The sequence below is a fragment of the Trichococcus sp. TS_SC_9 genome (assembly GCF_056156325.1).
In genome coordinates this window covers 933,334-951,145 of record NZ_CM149591.1, presented here as the reverse complement: position 1 = coordinate 951,145, position 17,812 = coordinate 933,334, and the positions used below count along the sequence as shown (strand labels likewise).

At 49.4% G+C, this 17,812-nt stretch carries 15 protein-coding genes; 13 read left to right on the top strand and 2 right to left on the bottom strand.

Features of this window, described 5'->3' with window-relative positions; all coding sequences use genetic code 11:
* Positions 1–6: 6 nt before the first annotated feature.
* On the top strand, positions 7–1,662 hold the full coding sequence (treC, locus tag AC0J5I_RS04385) for an alpha,alpha-phosphotrehalase (RefSeq protein ID WP_475304203.1): 1,656 nt from the start codon (positions 7–9) through the stop codon (positions 1,660–1,662).
* A gap of 368 nt (positions 1,663–2,030) precedes the next feature.
* Here the strand turns inward: treC and AC0J5I_RS04380 are convergent, their stop codons facing one another.
* Positions 2,031–3,536: a DUF438 domain-containing protein gene (locus AC0J5I_RS04380; protein WP_475304200.1), complete on the bottom strand. Its 1,506-nt coding sequence runs from the start codon at positions 3,534–3,536 to the stop codon at positions 2,031–2,033.
* 181 nt (positions 3,537–3,717) lie between these two features.
* On the opposite strand from AC0J5I_RS04380, the gene AC0J5I_RS04375 reads away from it, so the two are divergent.
* Positions 3,718–4,854, top strand: a complete 1,137-nt coding sequence (locus AC0J5I_RS04375) for a GerMN domain-containing protein (protein ID WP_475304198.1) — start codon at positions 3,718–3,720, stop codon at positions 4,852–4,854.
* Between the two features lie 53 nt (positions 4,855–4,907).
* On the opposite strand, the gene treR is transcribed toward AC0J5I_RS04375, so the two are convergent.
* A complete protein-coding gene (gene treR, locus AC0J5I_RS04370; protein WP_475305518.1) occupies positions 4,908–5,624 on the bottom strand; it encodes a trehalose operon repressor in 717 nt (238 codons plus the stop codon).
* Positions 5,625–6,003: 379 nt separating this feature from the next.
* On the opposite strand from treR, the gene purE reads away from it, so the two are divergent.
* The 11 genes from purE to purH all read left to right on the top strand — a co-directional run bounded on the left by purE (position 6,004) and on the right by purH (position 17,762).
* Positions 6,004–6,492: a 5-(carboxyamino)imidazole ribonucleotide mutase gene (gene purE, locus AC0J5I_RS04365; RefSeq protein ID WP_475304195.1), complete on the top strand. Its 489-nt coding sequence runs from the start codon at positions 6,004–6,006 to the stop codon at positions 6,490–6,492.
* Positions 6,476–7,618, top strand: a complete 1,143-nt coding sequence (purK, locus tag AC0J5I_RS04360) for a 5-(carboxyamino)imidazole ribonucleotide synthase (protein ID WP_475304191.1) — start codon at positions 6,476–6,478, stop codon at positions 7,616–7,618. Before purE ends, purK begins: the two co-directional genes overlap by 17 nt.
* A 1-nt stretch (position 7,619) precedes the next feature.
* Positions 7,620–8,918, top strand: a complete 1,299-nt coding sequence (gene purB, locus AC0J5I_RS04355) for an adenylosuccinate lyase (RefSeq protein WP_475304186.1) — start codon at positions 7,620–7,622, stop codon at positions 8,916–8,918.
* A 192-nt stretch (positions 8,919–9,110) separates the two neighbouring features.
* The gene (purC, locus tag AC0J5I_RS04350) at positions 9,111–9,821 is read left to right on the top strand and encodes a phosphoribosylaminoimidazolesuccinocarboxamide synthase (protein WP_475304181.1); all 711 of its coding nucleotides are present in this window, start codon (positions 9,111–9,113) and stop codon (positions 9,819–9,821) included.
* A 70-nt stretch (positions 9,822–9,891) separates the two neighbouring features.
* The gene (gene purS / locus AC0J5I_RS04345) at positions 9,892–10,143 is read left to right on the top strand and encodes a phosphoribosylformylglycinamidine synthase subunit PurS (RefSeq protein ID WP_068562113.1); all 252 of its coding nucleotides are present in this window, start codon (positions 9,892–9,894) and stop codon (positions 10,141–10,143) included.
* Positions 10,143–10,823, top strand: a complete 681-nt coding sequence (gene purQ, locus AC0J5I_RS04340; RefSeq protein ID WP_463274864.1) for a phosphoribosylformylglycinamidine synthase subunit PurQ — start codon at positions 10,143–10,145, stop codon at positions 10,821–10,823. Before purS ends, purQ begins: the two co-directional genes overlap by 1 nt.
* Positions 10,823–13,051 carry a phosphoribosylformylglycinamidine synthase subunit PurL gene (gene purL, locus AC0J5I_RS04335; protein ID WP_475304172.1) on the top strand — a complete coding sequence of 743 codons (2,229 nt, stop codon included), beginning with the start codon at positions 10,823–10,825 and terminating at the stop codon, positions 13,049–13,051. Before purQ ends, purL begins: the two co-directional genes overlap by 1 nt.
* A complete protein-coding gene (purF, locus tag AC0J5I_RS04330) occupies positions 13,027–14,487 on the top strand; it encodes an amidophosphoribosyltransferase (protein ID WP_475304170.1) in 1,461 nt (486 codons plus the stop codon). The genes purL and purF overlap by 25 nt, the downstream gene beginning before the upstream one ends.
* Positions 14,487–15,536, top strand: coding sequence for a phosphoribosylformylglycinamidine cyclo-ligase (gene purM / locus AC0J5I_RS04325; protein ID WP_475304168.1), 1,050 nt, complete (start codon positions 14,487–14,489; stop codon positions 15,534–15,536). The genes purF and purM overlap by 1 nt, the downstream gene beginning before the upstream one ends.
* Entirely contained in the window at positions 15,533–16,105 is a 573-nt protein-coding gene (gene purN / locus AC0J5I_RS04320) for a phosphoribosylglycinamide formyltransferase (RefSeq protein ID WP_475304164.1), read from the top strand. Before purM ends, purN begins: the two co-directional genes overlap by 4 nt.
* 115 nt (positions 16,106–16,220) lie before the next feature.
* Positions 16,221–17,762, top strand: a complete 1,542-nt coding sequence (gene purH, locus AC0J5I_RS04315; RefSeq protein ID WP_475304160.1) for a bifunctional phosphoribosylaminoimidazolecarboxamide formyltransferase/IMP cyclohydrolase — start codon at positions 16,221–16,223, stop codon at positions 17,760–17,762.
* Positions 17,763–17,812: the final 50 nt, after the last annotated feature.

Genomic DNA, 17,812 nt, shown 5'->3' with positions numbered 1-17,812 from the left:
ATTACAATGAAAGAGTTTCAAAAAAAGGTGATTTATCAGCTTTATCCAAAATCATTCAAGGATTCCGACGGCAACGGCATCGGTGATATCCAGGGAATCATTAGCAAAGTGCCTTATTTGGCGGAATTGGGCATCGATATGATCTGGATGAACCCGATCTTCGTATCGCCGCAGATGGATAATGGGTATGACATCACTGATTATTATGCCATCGATCCTGTTTTCGGCACGATGGCAGATTTTGAAGAATTGATCCGGAAGCTGAAGCAGCACGGCATCGAAATCATGTTCGACATGGTGTTCAACCATACGTCGACTACGCATGAATGGTTCCAGAAAGCCTTGGCCGGGGACAAAGAGTACCAGGATTATTACATCATCCGCGATCCGAAAGCGGACGGCAGCCTGCCGACCAATTGGGGTTCGAAATTCGGCGGGGAGGCGTGGGCGCCATTCGGGGACACCGGCAAGTACTATCTGCATCTGTTTGATGTCACGCAAGCGGATCTGAATTGGCGCAACCCGAAAGTGCGCCAGGAACTGCAGGAAGTCGTCAATTTCTGGTTGGAAAAGGGCATCAAGGGTTTCCGTTTTGATGTGTTGAACCTCATCGGTAAGGATGTCGCGTTGGTGGACAGCCAAGGAAACAACGAAAAGAGCCTCTACACGGATCGACCGATCGTCCATGACTACATCCACGAGCTGAATCAGGCATCGTTCGGTACGTTGGAGGACATCATCACGGTCGGCGAGATGTCTTCGACCACTGTTGAGAACGGGATCCTTTATTCGAATCCGGACAGGAATGAATTGTCGATGATCTTCAGCTTCCACCATCTGAAGGTCGACTACAAGGATGGTGAAAAATGGACGGATCATCCGTTTGATTTTCTTGAACTGAAGCGGATTTTGAATGAATGGCAGGCTGGAATGTCGGATGGGAACGGTTGGAATGCACTGTTCTGGAACAATCATGATCAGCCGCGCGCCAACAGCCGCTTCGGTGATCCGATCCGTTATCCTTTCGAAACAGCCTCTATGCTGGCGCAAACGATCCATCTGCTGCGGGGTACGCCTTACATCTATCAGGGCGAGGAAATCGGCATGACGAATCCGGATTATGACGACATTAGCATTTATCGGGATATCGAATCGCACAATGCCTACCGCGACCTGAAACTTGCCGGATTGACGCACCCGGAGGCCATGCGCATCATCAAACAAAAATCCCGCGATACCAGCCGGACACCGATGCAATGGGACAGCAGTCCGCACGCCGGCTTTACGACAGGCGAACCATGGCTGCAGGTCGCAGCCAATTATCCGGAAGTGAACGTCGAGAAGGAGCTCGCTGAGGGCAAAATTTTCCGTTACTACCAAGAATTGATCCGTATCCGCAAAGAGCATGCAGTCATTTCGGACGGTTCCTACGAGGGGATCCTGTTGGACGATCCCGAAGTGTTTGCCTACATCCGCGAGAATGAAGTGGAAAAAGTGCTTGTCCTGAACCATTTCTATGCGGGCGAGTACACAATCGCCGTACCGGAAGAATGGGCAGATAAGGCCAGCAGTTTCCTGGCCGGCAACTACGGGGAGAGCCAGCTTGCGCCGTCCTTCACGCTGAAGCCGTACGAAACCATCGCTTTCATGATAACCAAATAAACAGCAAGAAGGGCCATCTCCTCCGGGGATGGCCCTTCTTTTGGGTTCGCTGCCTATAAAGGCTGGGCTGCGGGCTGACCGGAGGAGAGAGGTGGGATCCCTTCTCAGTTCCGGTGAAGCGTGCGTCCACCGGAACACACCAGTGGTCAGTGTTGTCTCCTCCGGCGAAGCTGCCATCGTCGGAGCACGCAGAAGAGAATGCTGGCCTCCTCCGGCGTGGCCTCGCTCGCCGGAGGAGGGGGAAGATAGAGGCGGATGGAGAGAGCGAGCGGCCGACACACAGATAGTAAATTCCTTGCCAACGAAAAAAGCTGCCTCAAAAGAGACAGCTTGCATTTGTTTTCGGTAGTCATTTCCGGAACGGTGGTTTAGGACAGTGTCCGCTTTTCGCCGTCAAGATCGATGATCGGTTGGATGTCCTGGACATATTCAAGGGTTCCCATATAGCTGCCGTCGTCATCCCTGACGGCACGGTAGGTGACCAAGATGAATTTGCCCATCGCGCGGAACCACATCGATTCGCTCTCTTTCGCGCCGGATTTCAGGTCGGCGAGCAGTTGCGTGACGATCGCCAGGCTCTTCGGCGGATGGCAGTTCATGACATCGCGGCCGATTGCGCTGCTGGTGCGCTTGAAGAATTTTTCTTCGCCGTTGTCATTGTAGTAGCACACGATGTTGTCGGCATCGACAAAAGTTAATTCCAAAGGGATGTTGTTCAGCATCTTCTCCAACTGGTGCGGCGTCAGATGACCGGTTTGGAAAGTGATGTAAGGATTTGCTTCCGTCGCCAGTGTTTCATGTGAAACATCCTCGGGAAGGGAACGCTCCGGCACCCATTTTGTTTCCGGTTTTACGATGCAGTAGCCGATTTCGTCGGACTCCTTGGCGATCTGCAGCCAGTGGTCCTCGTTGAAGATATCGATGATCATCGGCAGGAGGATGTCTTCTTCCTTCGTGATCATTTCCGTCATTTCGTATTTCAGGTCGGAGAAAGATTTGGGAATCGCGTCAAAATCCTCGTTCTGCAGCAGGGTTTTGAAGTCCTTATACATGCTGCGGATATCGTCATCGACACCCCACATGACTTTCGGCGGGGCCGTGATGCCTTTGTTCTCCATGATCGGGAAGATGGCGTATTCTTTGCGGGCATAATGCTTGTCGAATTCGCCCAGCAGCGCCAATTGTTTCTGGATGCCGTCCTTCAGGCTCGGTTCCTTCGTTTCAAGGTAAACGGCCAATAATTTGCTGACTTTTTCCAGCGTGTTTTCGATGGCCAAATTTTCGAGTTTCAAAACTTGGATCGGATGCCCGGCATGCTGCTGTTCCGCTGAAGTGGTGTAGACCGCTTCGATGGATCCACCGAAGAGCGAGGCATGCACGTTGCAGAGGCGTTGGATGTCTTCGGCGTCTATCCCTTTGCCCATCAGGCCTTGCTCCATGACGGAAATCTCATAGGCGCTGACGCCCGTGAAATGCTTCTTGAAGTCGGCTTGCACCGCATCCCAATTCTCGCCTTTATGCAAGCGCAGGATGAGGCTCTGCAGAACGTCCTGGCGCTCCTGGAATTCCGTTGAACCCATACGGGCAATTCCGCCGCTTGGAGCAGCGGGTTCTGCCGCTTCATTTGGAGCAAATGCTTCTGATGATGCCAATTCCTTCACGCTGAACCCGTTTTTTGCCAGCGTTTCGACGAATGTATCCTCCGGCACGTCATTACGTTTGAGTGCCTTCCCGATGGTCATGATCCGGCCGGCAGTATTCAGCATCTTGTCGCTGCGCAATGGTTCGAAGCCCAGGCTGATGATGACTTCCCTGATTTCAGGGTATTGCTTCACCAGACTGTAGACGGTATCATTCAAACTGATTTCCTTCATAAATTTTCCACCTCTATTTGAATTTGTGAAATGTTTCTTTTGGTTTCGTGCTGGCTTCATTATACTTGAAAGGAGCCGCTTAGTGCCACAGCATTCGTGCGTTGCAGCGATAGTTAGGGTAATGCCTTAGAAAGCGGTTGTGATATAATGAAGACAACTAAGGCAGAAGGTGGGACAAAACATGAGAAAGAAAGTTTCGAATCTGATGGTAGCGTTGTTGGTGCCCTTATTAGCTTCTTGCAGTCTCTTTGGAGGATCGGCCACCGATTCGTCATCCGATTCTTCAGATGTCAGCAGTGTGTCTTCTTCCGTGTCCAGTTCAACAGACAGCGGCTCGGCTTCCTCGTCCTCTTCGGAACCTGCAGACGCAATGACAATCGAGGCTTACTACCCGTTCAGCGCATCCGTATTCACAAAATATCTGGGTGAAGGGAATGAGTACGCTTCCTTCACTGTCTATCCGCAATATATCGAAGGCAACCGGATGCAGATCACTTCCAATAATGGAGGCACTCAGATTGTGACGGTATTGGAACTTGCTGACGGGGAACTCAGGGAAGTGTTCACTCGTCCGGAAACCTACTTCAGGGAAAACATGCTGGAAAAAACAGCAAGTGGTGATGCCGCCAACCAATTGGATATTCTGTTGAAGGAGCCTTTGGAAGTCGGGAACAGTTGGGTGAATGCGAGCGGAATACCTTCCGAAATCACTAATCTGACTGCCCAGATTGAAACGCCGATGGGCAATTTCGACGCGCTTGAAGTGACGACGACGTATGAAGCCTCCACCACTAAGGACTACTACGTGCAGAATATGGGTTTGGTGAAACGGGTCACGGATCTTGGGGATGATATGATTGTCTCTTCCAGTCTGGAAGCCCGCAATGAGAACGTTCCGGAAACGCAACAACTGCGCGTCTTTTATCCGGATAGCGAGCTGATGGGATTGGATGCAACAAGTATTGAATTATCCTATGCGACCAATGAGGTTACCCGAACCATTCTGGCGCAATCACTGAAGAACGTGCCGGATGCGCCAGGGGGAAGTCTGATCGGACCGAATGTCTCCATCAACAGCTTGTCCTTGAGTGATGATGGGCGTGTCTATGTGGACTTCTCGCAGGAATTCGTTTCTGAGATGAATGCCGGGACATCGGCGGAATCGCTGATTTTGCAGGGAGTCGTCAATACGATCGGGGAATATTACGGTGTCCAGGAAGTGTATCTAACCGTAGCGGGGAACCCATATGAATCAGGGCATATCCTGATGGCCGAGGGTGCCTATTTCACCGTTGATTATACGAATGTCAATGAGTGATCAGCTCTTACATAAGCAAAAAAGATGAAGCCGGCTTGGCTTCATCTTTTTTCTTATAGGCTGTGTTTTCTGCGGGCGAATTCGACGAATCGGAAGCGGTCCAAACGATGGCGGGACTCTGTGTATTGGAACAGACGGGTGTCTTCCAGATAGACTTCACTCTTGACGACGACGATGTGTGTGTCATCCTTCAGATCCATCAGCTTGTGATCTTCACGTGTCGCTGCTTCCACGACGAATTCCTTTTTGGCATAAGCGATATTCAGGCCCAAGTCATTCTCCAAGTATGCATAGATGGAATTTTCTGCAGCTTCGGAAGGGATCTGCTCGATAATGTCATGGAAGAGATAGTCCTTATCCATGATGACGACTTCCCCCGCAATCTTCCGCAGCCGGATAAGGGAAATCACTTTGCGGCCGGGATCCACTTTCAGATCTTCGGCAAGGAAATCCGGAATAGTCTCAAGTTTATTCTTGATGACGATCGTTTCATTGGGAATCTGCTGGGAATCCTGAAGCTCTTTGAAACTGGTCAGCCCGGAAACGGGAAAGTTGAACCGTCTGATGTCCAGCACAATCGATCCTTTGCCTTGCTTCTTCTGGATATAGCCACCTTCCAGCAACAGCGCCAAAGCCTTTCTGATTGTTTCCCGTGAAACATGATATTGGTCCGACAGGGTCTTTTCGCTGGGCAACAAGGATCCGGTTTCGAATTCTGCATGCTCAATTTTTTTTCTCAAATCCATGTAGATATCGAAGAATTTATTCATGATCATCGTTCCTCCTGTGAGCAGATGGTTTTGTTGGAAATTAAATAAGTAAGTTGAAAAAATCATGTTTAATAATATTATTCCATTTTATTCTATAGGATAAGAAGAGAAATAAAAAGGAAATCAGTAATTTTTTAGTTTGGAAGGGTTTGCATATCATCATTTTATCATATTATTGCCATTCATGGTGGTAAAGGGTAGATTTTTGAATAAAAACAAAGGGATTTTTTTAATGCAAAATGCCGGCATCGGTTGTACGGAATGGAATCAAAACAGATCATTTCCGAACGAAAATGCCATGCGTTCCCAAAAACGTTTGGAATAATGAGAGATGATGTGCTATATTAAAAATGAAAAATTGATAATGGGGGAAAAATGGATGAATACGGTTGTTTCTGTCGTAATGGGTAGTACTTCTGACTGGGAGACTATGAAAGAAGCTTGCTTGATACTGGATGAATTCGGCATCGCTTATGAAAAGAGGGTCGTTTCGGCTCACCGGACACCGGATCTGATGTTCACTTTTGCGGAACAAGCACGGGCTGCGGGAACGAAAGTCATCATTGCTGGCGCAGGCGGCGCAGCGCACCTTCCGGGTATGATCGCTGCAAAAACGACGCTTCCGGTCATCGGTGTTCCTGTCCAATCGCGCGCATTGAGCGGTATGGATTCTTTGTTGTCCATCGTCCAGATGCCCGGCGGTGTTCCGGTCGCGACGGTAGCCATCGGCAAAGCAGGGGCAATCAATGCCGGTCTGCTGGCGGTACAGATCCTTTCGATCGAAAATCAGGATTTGGCCGATCAATTGGAAAAGAGACGGGAAGAATTAAAACAAAAAGTTTTGGAAAGCAGTGAAGACCTTGTATAAAGTACTGAAACCAAATGACGTGATCGGCATCATCGGCGGGGGACAATTAGGGCGCATGCTGGCACAGTCCGCAAAGCGGATGGGATTCACAGTCGGGATTTTGGATCCGGGGGAAAATTGCCCGGCAGCCCAAGTAGCGGATTGGCACATCCAAGCGGCATACGCTGATGCTGTGGCATTGCGTGAACTAGCCGAAAAATCCGATGTCGTGACATTCGAATTTGAGAACATCGATGCGGCAGCCCTGCAGGAAGTGGAAACACTGTCCAGCATTCCGCAAGGCAGCGGAATTTTGACGATTACGCAGGATCGCATCAAGGAGAAGGAATTCCTTCAATCCGCCGGGGTATCGATCGCGCAATTCGCGGTAGTCGAAAATGCGGAACAACTGGATGCGGCCATCGCTAAAATCGGCTATCCGAGTGTTTTAAAAACGACCCGTTTCGGGTATGATGGTAAGGGACAGGTTGTCCTGAAATCGGAAGCCGACATAGCGGAAGCCACGAAATTGGCAGCGGACAGCATCTGCGTTCTGGAGGCTTGGGTTCCGTTCACCAAAGAGCTTTCGGTCATGATCGTACGCAACCAAAAAGGCGAAGCTACGGTATTTCCGGTTTCCGAAAATATCCACATCAATAATATTCTGCACGAATCGATCGTGCCGGCCCGCGTCACATCTGCGGTAGCCGAAAAAGCCAACAAGGCGGCCCACCAGATTGCCGATGCGCTGCAGTTGGTGGGTACGCTGGGCATCGAAATGTTCCTGGCAGCGGATGACACGATCTTCATCAATGAGTTGGCGCCGCGTCCGCATAATTCGGGCCATTACACAATCGAAGCAATGAATGTTTCACAATTTGATGCCCACATCCAAGCAGTCGCCGGATTGCCGATGCCGACAGCGCGGCAATTGTCGCCTGCCATCATGGTCAATATCCTGGGACAGCATATGGAAGGCACGATCGCACTGCGGGAAGAAAAAGCGGATTGGTCTTTCCATTACTACGGCAAAGCGGAATCACGCACAGACAGAAAAATGGGACATATCACCATTTTGACGGATGATCAAGAAGCAACCTTAACAGAAATAGACAACACCCAAATCTGGAACGGAGGAACAATTTAAAATGATTACACGTTATACACGCCCTGAGATGGCTGAAGTTTGGTCCGAATACAATCGTTACAAATGCTGGTTGGAGGTCGAAATCCTGGCTGATGAAGCTTGGGCTGCCCTTGGCGAAATCCCTGCGGAAGACGTGGCTAAAATCCGCGCGAATGCGACATTTGACATCGACCGTATCCTTGAAATCGAAAAAGAGACCAGACATGACGTAGTAGCGTTCACACGCGCCGTTTCCGAATCTTTGGGAGAAGAAAGAAAATGGGTCCACTATGGCCTGACGAGTACCGATGTGGTCGATACTGCCTACGGTTACCAATTAAAACAAGCCAATGATATCCTGCGCAAGGATCTGCAGAACATGCTGGAAATCATCGGCGAAAAAGCGAAAGAACACAAAAAGACTGTCTGCATGGGCCGTACGCATGGTGTACATGCGGAACCTACGACATTCGGACTGAAGCTGGCTACGATGTATTCGGAAATGAAACGCAACATCGAGCGTTTTGAACATGCTGCTAAAGGCGTTGAAGCCGGAAAAATCAGCGGGGCTGTCGGGACTTTCGCAAACATCCCGCCGTTCGTAGAGGAGTACGTCTGCGGAAAATTGGGCACAAGACCGCAAGAAATTTCGACGCAGGTTCTGCCGCGCGATCTGCATGCCGAATACATGGCAACAATCGCTCTGATTGCGACAAGCATCGAACGCTTCGCTACTGAAATCCGCGGACTGCAGAAATCGGAAACCCGTGAAGTGGAAGAATTCTTCGCGAAGGGCCAAAAAGGTTCTTCCGCTATGCCGCACAAACGCAATCCAATCGGTTCCGAAAATATGGTTGGCCTTGCCCGTGTCATCCGCGGCTACATGGTCACTGCTTACGAGAATGTAGGCTTATGGCATGAACGCGATATTTCGCACTCTTCCGCGGAACGGATCATCCTGCCGGACGCAACGACATTGTTGAACTACCAATTGAACCGTTTTGCGAACATCATCAAGAACTTGACCGTGTTCCCTGAGAATATGCTCCGCAACATGAATGCGACTTTCGGCTTGATCTATAGCCAACGCGTTCTGTTGAAATTGATCGACAGTGGCATGAGCCGTGAAGAGGCTTATGACTTGGTACAGCCGAAGACTGCCCTTTCATGGGATAATCAGACAGATTTCCGTCCACTGGTGGAAGCCGACGAAGTCATTATGGCAAAATTAACGAAAGAAGACATCGCAGATGCCTTCAACTATAACTATCACTTGAGTCACGTCGACGAAGTATTCGAAAGACTTGGTTTAGGCGACTGATGGAAAGGCTGGGACTACGGTTCCGGCCTTTTTTCGTACAGCGGATGCCTTGGAAACAGTGAAGAAAATCCGGAATTTATTTCAATTTTCATGAAAATTCCATTGACAAGCGGGTGGCAGATGATACAATATAAACGAATGAATTAGGCGTTTATACAAATTAATGTTCGGATTTAGAAAGGGACGGGAACGATGGAAAGAAAAGAATTGCTTTATACTGGGAAAGCTAAAAAGATGTACGCTACAGATCAGGAAAATGTCCTTTGGGCAGAATACCTAAATCAGGCTACCGCATTAAACGGCGTAAAGAAGGACACTATCGAGGGCAAAGGCAGACTCAATAACCAGATCACCGGCCGCATCTTCGAGTATCTGGCTGAAAAGGGAATCGCAAGCCATTACATCCAAGAACTATCAGAAACCGAACAATCAGTAAAAAGAGTCAATATGTTCCCATTGGAAGTGGTTGTGCGTAATGTATCCGCAGGAAGCTTCGCGAAACGCTTCGGCATGGAGGAAGGTATCGACTTACCGTTCCCTGTTTTGGAGTTCTATTACAAAGACGATGCGCTCAATGATCCGTTCATCAATGATGCCCATGTACAAGTTCTGGGAGCGGCAACGGATGAAGAAGTTACGGAAATCAAGAAGCAAGCGCTGAAAATCAATGCAGCCTTGATCGAGATGTTCAAAGCAATCGGCATCCGCCTGATCGATTTCAAAATCGAATTCGGCAAGACAGCTGAGGGAGAAATCATCCTGGCTGATGAAATTTCACCGGATACTTGCCGCCTTTGGGATATCGAAACGAACGAACACTTGGATAAAGACATCTACCGCCGTGACTTGGGAGATCTGATACCTGTCTACGTGGAAGTGCTGGACCGCCTGAATAAAATGTAAGCCATCCGAATAAAATCAACGAATAAACAAAAAAAAAAAAAATAAAAAAACAAAAGCGAGGAATTTGGACATGTATAAAGTAACCGTGTATGTAACGTATAAAGACTCAGTATTGGACCCGCAAGGAGAAGCCGTGAAGGGTGCCGTCCACCGTATGGGCTACCCAACGATCGAAGATATCCGCATCGGAAAATATTTTGAAATTCAAGTATCCAAAGATGAAGAAAACGTTGAACAAGTCATCGAAGAGATCTGCGACAAGTTGTTGGCTAACGTGGTTATGGAAACTTACCGTTATGAAATCCAGGAGGTTGAAGCTTAATGAAATTCGCTGTCATCGTTTTTCCTGGATCTAACTGTGATTTAGATATGTATGCAGCCATTAAAGATATTCTTGGAGAAGATGCAGAGTATGTGCAACATTATGAAACAAGTCTTGAAGGTTTCGATGCTGTTCTATTGCCCGGCGGATTCACATATGGCGATTACTTGCGTACAGGTGCGATTGCCCGCTTTTCGAACATCATGGGCGAAGTAGTCCGTTTCGCTGAAGAAGGCAAACCAGTATTCGGCACTTGCAACGGATTCCAAATTTTGGCTGAAGCTGGCCTATTGCCTGGTGCTTTGCGCCGCAATGATACATTGAAGTTCGTCTGCAAACCGCAGGATCTGAAAGTCGTGAATGCCGATACGCAATTCACTTCCCTCTATAAAGAAGGCGAAATCATCTCTGTTCCGATCGCGCATGGTGAAGGAAACTACTTCTGCGATGCAGAGACTTTGGCGGATCTGAAAGCCAACAATCAAATCGTATTCACTTACGCCAACGGCAACCCGAACGGCAGCATCGAAGATATCGCCGGCATCATCAACAAAAAAGGCAATGTCCTCGGCATGATGCCTCACCCGGAGCGTGCTGTCGAAGCTTTGTTGGGATCAGCGGACGGCCTGCGCTTGTTCCAATCCATGGTTGAAAATTATAAGAAGGAGCTGAACAAATAATGGCATTTTTAGAACCAACGCCAGAACAAGTGAAAGAATCCAAAATTTATCGTGAATGGGGTCTGACAGACGAAGAGTACGGCACAATCTGCGATAAAATTTTGCATCGCTTGCCGAATTATACTGAAACTGGCCTGTTTGCCGTTATGTGGAGCGAACACTGTTCTTATAAAAATTCAAAACCAGTCTTGAGAAAATTCCCTACTACCGGCCCGCAAGTATTGCAAGGACCTGGTGAGGGCGCTGGTATCGTGGACATCGGCGACGGTCAAGCTGTCGTTTTCAAAGCGGAAAGCCACAACCACCCATCAGCTATCGAGCCTTATGAAGGCGCGGCTACCGGTGTCGGCGGAATCATCCGTGACATCTTCAGCATGGGCGCACGCCCGATTGCGATCCTGGACTCTTTGCGTTTCGGCGAATTGGACAATGACCGCACGAAACACATCTTCGAAGAAGTCGTTGCCGGCATCAGCGGTTACGGCAACTGTATCGGCATCCCGACTGTCGGCGGTGAAACGGTCTTCGACCCTTGCTACAAAGGCAACCCGTTAGTCAACGCCATGTGCGTCGGCTTGATCGATCAAAAAGATATGCAAAAAGGTCAAGCTGCCGGAGTCGGCAACTCGATCATGTACGTTGGCGCAAAAACAGGCCGCGATGGTATCCATGGCGCCACTTTCGCTTCCGAAGAATTCAAGGAAGAGGAAGAAGCGCAACGTTCGGCTGTCCAAGTAGGCGATCCTTTCATGGAAAAACTATTGATGGAAGCTTGTTTGGAATGCATTTATGACTACTCCGACGCTTTGATCGGTATCCAGGACATGGGTGCTGCCGGTTTGGTCTCTTCCAGCTCGGAAATGGCTTCAAAGGCAGGCAGCGGCTTGCTGTTAAACCTTGATGATGTTCCGCAGCGCGAAACAGAAATGACACCTTACGAAATGATGCTTTCCGAGTCGCAGGAGCGTATGCTGTTGTGCATCAAGAAGGGCGAAGAGCAACGCATCGTCGACTTGTTCAAAAAATATGAATTGGATGCAGTCGTGATCGGTGAAGTTACCGATGATGGCATGTACCGTCTATCCCATGCAGGCAAAGTGGTGGCTGAACTTCCGGTTGATGCTTTGGCTGAAGATGCACCGGTCTACTACAAACCGACTGCAGTGCCTGCTCGCATCGCTGCATTCGCAGCCATGGAAGACTACAAACCTGTCTTCACATCAGCGCAGGATACATTAGTGGCTTTATTGCAACAAGCGACGTTGGCTTCCAAGAAGAGCGTCTATGACACATATGATTCCATGGTCCGCACCAGCACGGTCGTAGGACCAGGAAGCGATGCTGCAGTCGTCCGCGTCCGCGGCACGAAAAAAGCGATCGCAATGACAACCGACTGCAACGGCCGTTACCTGTATCTGAATCCGGAAATCGGCGGACAGATCGCTGTCGCTGAAGCTGCCCGCAATATCGTTGCCAGCGGCGGAAAACCATTGGCGATCACGGACTGCTTGAACTACGGAAACCCTGATAAACCAGAAATTTTCTGGGAATTGAGCACTTCCGCGGACGGCATCTCTGAAGCTTGCCGCCAATTGGATACACCTGTCATCTCAGGGAACGTGTCCCTTTACAACGAAACAGACGGCGTGGCCGTTTATCCGACACCGATGATCGGTATGGTCGGCTTGATCGAGGATCTTGCGCACATCACTACGCAAGCTTTCAAAGCTGCAGGCGACCATATTATCCTGATCGGCGACACCAAAGCGGACTTCAACGGTTCCGAACTGCAAAAAATGGAATTGGGCAAAATCGAAGGGAAACTGATGGACTTTGACTTGGCTGTCGAAAAAGAAAACCAAGCGAACGTCCTGAAAGCAATCAAAGCTGGTCTGATCGCAAGCGCACATGACCTATCAGAAGGCGGCTTGGCTGTCGGCTTGATGGAGAGCGTCTTTGACACTGGCTTAGGTTTCGACGTGACGGTTGCCATGGATAAAACGTTGTTGTTCAGCGAAACGCAATCACGCTTCATCCTGACCGTGAAACCTGAAAATGTTGCCGCTGTGGAAGCAATCTTCGGATCTGCTGCTGCACAAATCGGAACGGTGACTGCTGACGCTGTCGCAAAAATCGCTGCCGAGAACGAAACAATCACTTTGGATGTGAAAGAAGTACAAACGAAATGGGAGGAGGCTATTCCATGCTTGCTGAAACAAAAAGCTTAAACGAAGAATGTGGCGTATTCGGCATTTGGGGAGACGATAATGCCAGCCAGTTGACTTACTTCGGTTTGCACAGCTTGCAGCACCGCGGACAAGAGGGTGCGGGGATAGTTTCATGTGATGAAGGAAAACTGTTGGTTCACCGCAATCTGGGACTGATCAGCGAAGTGTTCAAGGACGAATCGGATCTGCAAAGACTGACCGGTAACCGTGCCATCGGACATGTGCGTTACTCCACTTCCGGACAGAACAGCATAGAAAATGTGCAGCCGTTTTTGTACCATTTCTATGATATGGATATCGCCATTTGCCACAACGGCAACTTGGTGAATGCCAAATCATTGCGCCGCAATCTTGAGGAAAATGGCGCCATCTTCCATTCGACTTCGGACACGGAAGTTCTGATGCATCTGATCAGACGCAGCCAGAAAGACAGCCTGATCGAAAAGATCAAAGAGAGTTTGAATCAGGTCAAAGGCGGCTTCACTTATATCCTTTTGACGGAAGAAAAAATGTTCGGTGCCGTCGATCCGAATTCATTCCGTCCGCTTGTCATCGGCCAATTGCCGAATGGCGCTTATGTGATGGCCAGTGAAACGTGTGCCATCGATACAATCGGTGCTGATTTTGTCCGCAATGTCAACGCCGGCGAACTTGCAATCATTGACGACAACGGCTTGACGATCGAAAAATATACCGATGACACAACCATCTCCATCGCTGCGATGGAGTATATCTACTTCGCGCGTCCGGATTCCAATATTGCCGGCGTGAACGTGCATACTGCGCGCAAACGGATGGGAACGCGTTTGGCCATCGAAGCACCTGCAGTGACGGCCGATATCGTAATCGGTGTGCCCAATTCTTCCCTGTCCGCGGCGAGCGGATTCGCGGAAGAAAGCGGAACGCCTTACGAAATGGGCTTGATCAAGAACCAATATGTCGGACGTACATTCATCCAGCCTACGCAGGAGCTGCGCGAGTTGGGCGTAAAAATGAAGTTGTCCGCCGTAAAAGGGGTTGTCCAAGGCAAGAGCGTCGTCATGGTGGATGATTCCATCGTGCGCGGGACGACCAGCAAACGCATCGTGACTTTGTTGAAAGAAGCGGGAGCGAAAGAAGTGCATGTCCGCATCTCTTCGCCGCCTTTGATCTACCCAAGTTTCTACGGCATCGACATCAGCAAGTCAGCTGAACTGATCGCTGCTAAAATGACAGTCGATGAAATCTGTGAATATATCGGGGCGGACAGCTTGTCTTTCCTTAGCCAAGAGGGTCTGATCGATTCAATCGGTTTGAAATTTGATATGCCGTATTCAGGCTTGTGCATGGACAGCTTCAACGGGGTCTACCCGACTGGGCTTTATGACTATGAAGCGGATTACGTGAACAATATGACAGCTATTCAAAAAGAGAATCTAAAGGGAGGACAAGTTTGATGGAAAACGCATATGCAAAAGCGGGTGTGGATGTCACAGCCGGTTATGAAACAGTAAGCCGCATCAAGAAACACATCGACCGCACGAAACGTCCAGGCGTTTTTGGCGAAGTCGGCGGATTCGGCGGAAACTTTGACCTTTCTGAATTGAACTACAAAAAACCTGTGCTTGTATCGGGTACGGACGGTGTCGGCACGAAGCTGATGCTGGCCATCGAAGCCGGAAAATTCGACACAATCGGGATCGATTGCGTCGCAATGTGCGTCAACGATGTCGTAGCGCAAGGCGCAGAACCTCTTTATTTCTTGGATTATGTAGCTGTCGGCAAAAACCGTCCGGAAAAACTGGAGCAGATCGTTGCTGGCGTGGCTGAAGGCTGCGTCCAAGCCGGTGCTGCCCTGATTGGCGGAGAAACAGCTGAAATGCCTGATATGTACGATCCGGAAGATTTCGATCTGGCTGGATTTACGGTTGGGATTGCGGAAAAAGATGCCTTGTTGACGCCTGCCTTGATCAAAGAAGGAGATGTTCTGGTTGGCTTGCCTTCATCAGGCATTCATTCGAACGGCTACTCCTTGGTGCGCAAAATCTTCTTCAAAGACAATGACTACAAATTGGCCGACAAGGTCGAAGGTATCGAAGACCAAGAATTGGGCGATGTTTTATTGACGCCTACAAGAATCTATGTGAATGCCTTATTGCCGTTGATCAAAAAACAACTCCTACATGGCGTTGCCCACATTACGGGCGGCGGCTTCGTCGAAAACGTGCCGCGCATGCTTCCTGAGAACGTCCAAGCGGAAATCACATTAGGCACCTGGCCTGTTTTGCCGATCTTCCAAGTGATGGAAAAAATCGGCAAGATTCCGGCTCTTGAAATGTATGAAATCTTCAACATGGGCATCGGCATGGTGCTGGCGGTCGCTCCCGAAAACTTGACGGAAGTGCTGGGCGTTCTGACTGAAAATGATGAAAAAGCTTATGTGATCGGATCTGTGGCTGCAAAAACATCAGAAAAAGAGGTTATCCTGAAAGAGGCTCAAGCATGAGGATAGCTGTCTTTGCTTCAGGAAACGGCTCGAATTTTCAAGCCATCGCCGAAGCCATCGCGTCAGGTGAAGTGGATGCGACGATCGCTTTCCTGTTCTGCGACAAGCCGAAAGCCTATGCGATCGAGCGCGCCAATCAATACAATATTCCGGTGATCTCCTTTACGCCGAAAGGCTTCGAGGATCGGGTCGCCTACGAAAATGAAATTTTGAAGCATCTGGCTGAAGAGAAGGTCGACTTGGTTGTCTTGGCCGGCTATATGCGGATCGTCGGACCGACTTTGTTGACGGCCTACGCCGACCGCATCGTCAACATCCACCCGTCCTTGCTTCCAGATTTTCCAGGTCGGCATGGCATCCAGGACGCCTTCGAAGCAGGCGTTCCGGAGACCGGCGTCACCGTCCATTTCGTTGATGAAGGCGTCGATACCGGACCAATCATCGCGCAAGAAAAAGTGACGATCCTTCCGGAGGACACGCTGGAGACTTTGGAAACCCGTATCCATCAAGTGGAGCACCGGATATTCCCGCAAGTGATCCAACAACTGGCACAAAAGAATAAAGGCTAACAAAAGGGATGAGGACTCCGCGCTTGCGGAAGTCCTTCCTTTTGTTAAATCCGCAGTATGCCGTATACAGTAGTGACAGAGCAAAATCCATCATAAATTTAAGGAGTGACACACAGTGACAAGAGCATTGATCAGTGTTTCAGATAAAACAGGCGTTGTAGCATTTGCGCAGGCATTAGCAGCAAAAGGAATCGAAATCATCTCCACTGGCGGAACGAAAAAGGCTTTGGAAGAGGCTGGCGTACCGACTATTTCCGTAGAGGATGTAACTGGCTTTCCTGAAATGATGGACGGCCGCGTAAAAACGTTGCACCCACTGATCCATGGCGGACTTTTGGGCAGACGTGATCTTGCGGACCATATGCAAGCCATGAAAGAGCACAACATTGCACCGATCGATTTCGTTGTCGTGAACCTGTACCCATTCAAAGAAACCATCAGCAAAAACGATGTGACTTTGGCTGATGCCATCGAAAACATCGACATCGGCGGCCCAAGCATGCTCCGCAGCGCGGCTAAGAACTATGCTAGCGTGACTGTCCTGACCGATCCGATCGACTATGCAAAAGTCCTTGCCGAATTGGAAGCTGCAGGCGAAACGACTTTCGAAACGCGCCAAGCTTTGGCTGCAAAAGTATTCCGTCATACAGCTAGCTATGATGCTTTGATCGCGCAATATTTGACAAATGTGGTCGGCGAAACCGAACCTGAAAAATTGACAGTGACTTATGATCTGAAACAGAGCCTGCGTTACGGAGAAAACGGCCACCAAACCGCGACTTTCTACCAAGAACCTTTGGCTGTGCCGTTCTCGATCGCGAGCGCTATCCAATTGCACGGAAAAGAATTGTCCTACAACAACATCAAAGATGCTGACGCAGCTATCCGCATCGCCCGCGAATTTGACGAGCCGGCTGTGGTTGCCGTTAAGCATATGAATCCATGCGGCGTAGGTATCGCAGACGACATCGATGCAGCCTTCGATCGTTGCTATGCAGCTGATCCTGTATCAATCTTCGGCGGCATCGTGGTTGCGAACCGTTCTTTGGATGTGGCGACTGCCGAAAAACTGAACAGCATGTTCCTGGAAATCGTATTGGCACCAAGCTATACGGAAGCGGCTTTAGCCATTTTGTTCAAGAAGAAAAATGTCCGCATCATGACTTTGGATTTCTCGGCTGCAAAAGCAGGCGGAAAAGAATTTGTCTCCGTATTGGGCGGCATGCTGGAACAGACGCAAGACATCAACACTGAAGACGTACCGGCTAATTGGGAAGTCATGACTGACCGTCAACCGACTGAGGATGAAATGAAAGCAATGGATTTCGCCTGGAAAGTCGTTAAACACGTGAAGAGCAACGCCATCGTATTGGCAAACAGCAAACAGACAGTGGGCATCGGCGCAGGTCAGATGAACCGTGTCGGATCCGTCAAAATCGCAATCGAGCAAGCTGAAGCGGCCAACGCCATCGAAGGCGCTGTATTGGCGAGTGATGCTTTCTTCCCGATGAACGACAGCGTGGAATATGCTGCCAAACACGGCATCAAAGCAATCGTTCAACCAGGCGGCAGCATCAAGGACCAAGATTCAATCGAAATGGCAAACAAATACGGCATCACAATGCTGAAAACTAGCGTAAGACACTTCAGACACTAAGAGGGAAAACGCAAAGCGGGCGTTTTTTGCCCGTGTGCGGTTGACAGCTT

Coding starts and splice junctions, on each gene's coding strand:
- treC (WP_475304203.1), top strand. CDS start 7: ATGAAAGAGTTTCAAAAAAAGGTGATTTATCAGCTTTATCCAAAATCA.
- AC0J5I_RS04380 (WP_475304200.1), bottom strand. CDS start 3,536: ATGAAGGAAATCAGTTTGAATGATACCGTCTACAGTCTGGTGAAGCAA.
- AC0J5I_RS04375 (WP_475304198.1), top strand. CDS start 3,718: ATGAGAAAGAAAGTTTCGAATCTGATGGTAGCGTTGTTGGTGCCCTTA.
- treR (WP_475305518.1), bottom strand. CDS start 5,624: ATGAATAAATTCTTCGATATCTACATGGATTTGAGAAAAAAAATTGAG.
- purE (WP_475304195.1), top strand. CDS start 6,004: ATGAATACGGTTGTTTCTGTCGTAATGGGTAGTACTTCTGACTGGGAG.
- purB (WP_475304186.1), top strand. CDS start 7,620: ATGATTACACGTTATACACGCCCTGAGATGGCTGAAGTTTGGTCCGAA.
- purC (WP_475304181.1), top strand. CDS start 9,111: ATGGAAAGAAAAGAATTGCTTTATACTGGGAAAGCTAAAAAGATGTAC.
- purS (WP_068562113.1), top strand. CDS start 9,892: ATGTATAAAGTAACCGTGTATGTAACGTATAAAGACTCAGTATTGGAC.
- purQ (WP_463274864.1), top strand. CDS start 10,143: ATGAAATTCGCTGTCATCGTTTTTCCTGGATCTAACTGTGATTTAGAT.
- purL (WP_475304172.1), top strand. CDS start 10,823: ATGGCATTTTTAGAACCAACGCCAGAACAAGTGAAAGAATCCAAAATT.
- purF (WP_475304170.1), top strand. CDS start 13,027: ATGCTTGCTGAAACAAAAAGCTTAAACGAAGAATGTGGCGTATTCGGC.
- purM (WP_475304168.1), top strand. CDS start 14,487: ATGGAAAACGCATATGCAAAAGCGGGTGTGGATGTCACAGCCGGTTAT.
- purN (WP_475304164.1), top strand. CDS start 15,533: ATGAGGATAGCTGTCTTTGCTTCAGGAAACGGCTCGAATTTTCAAGCC.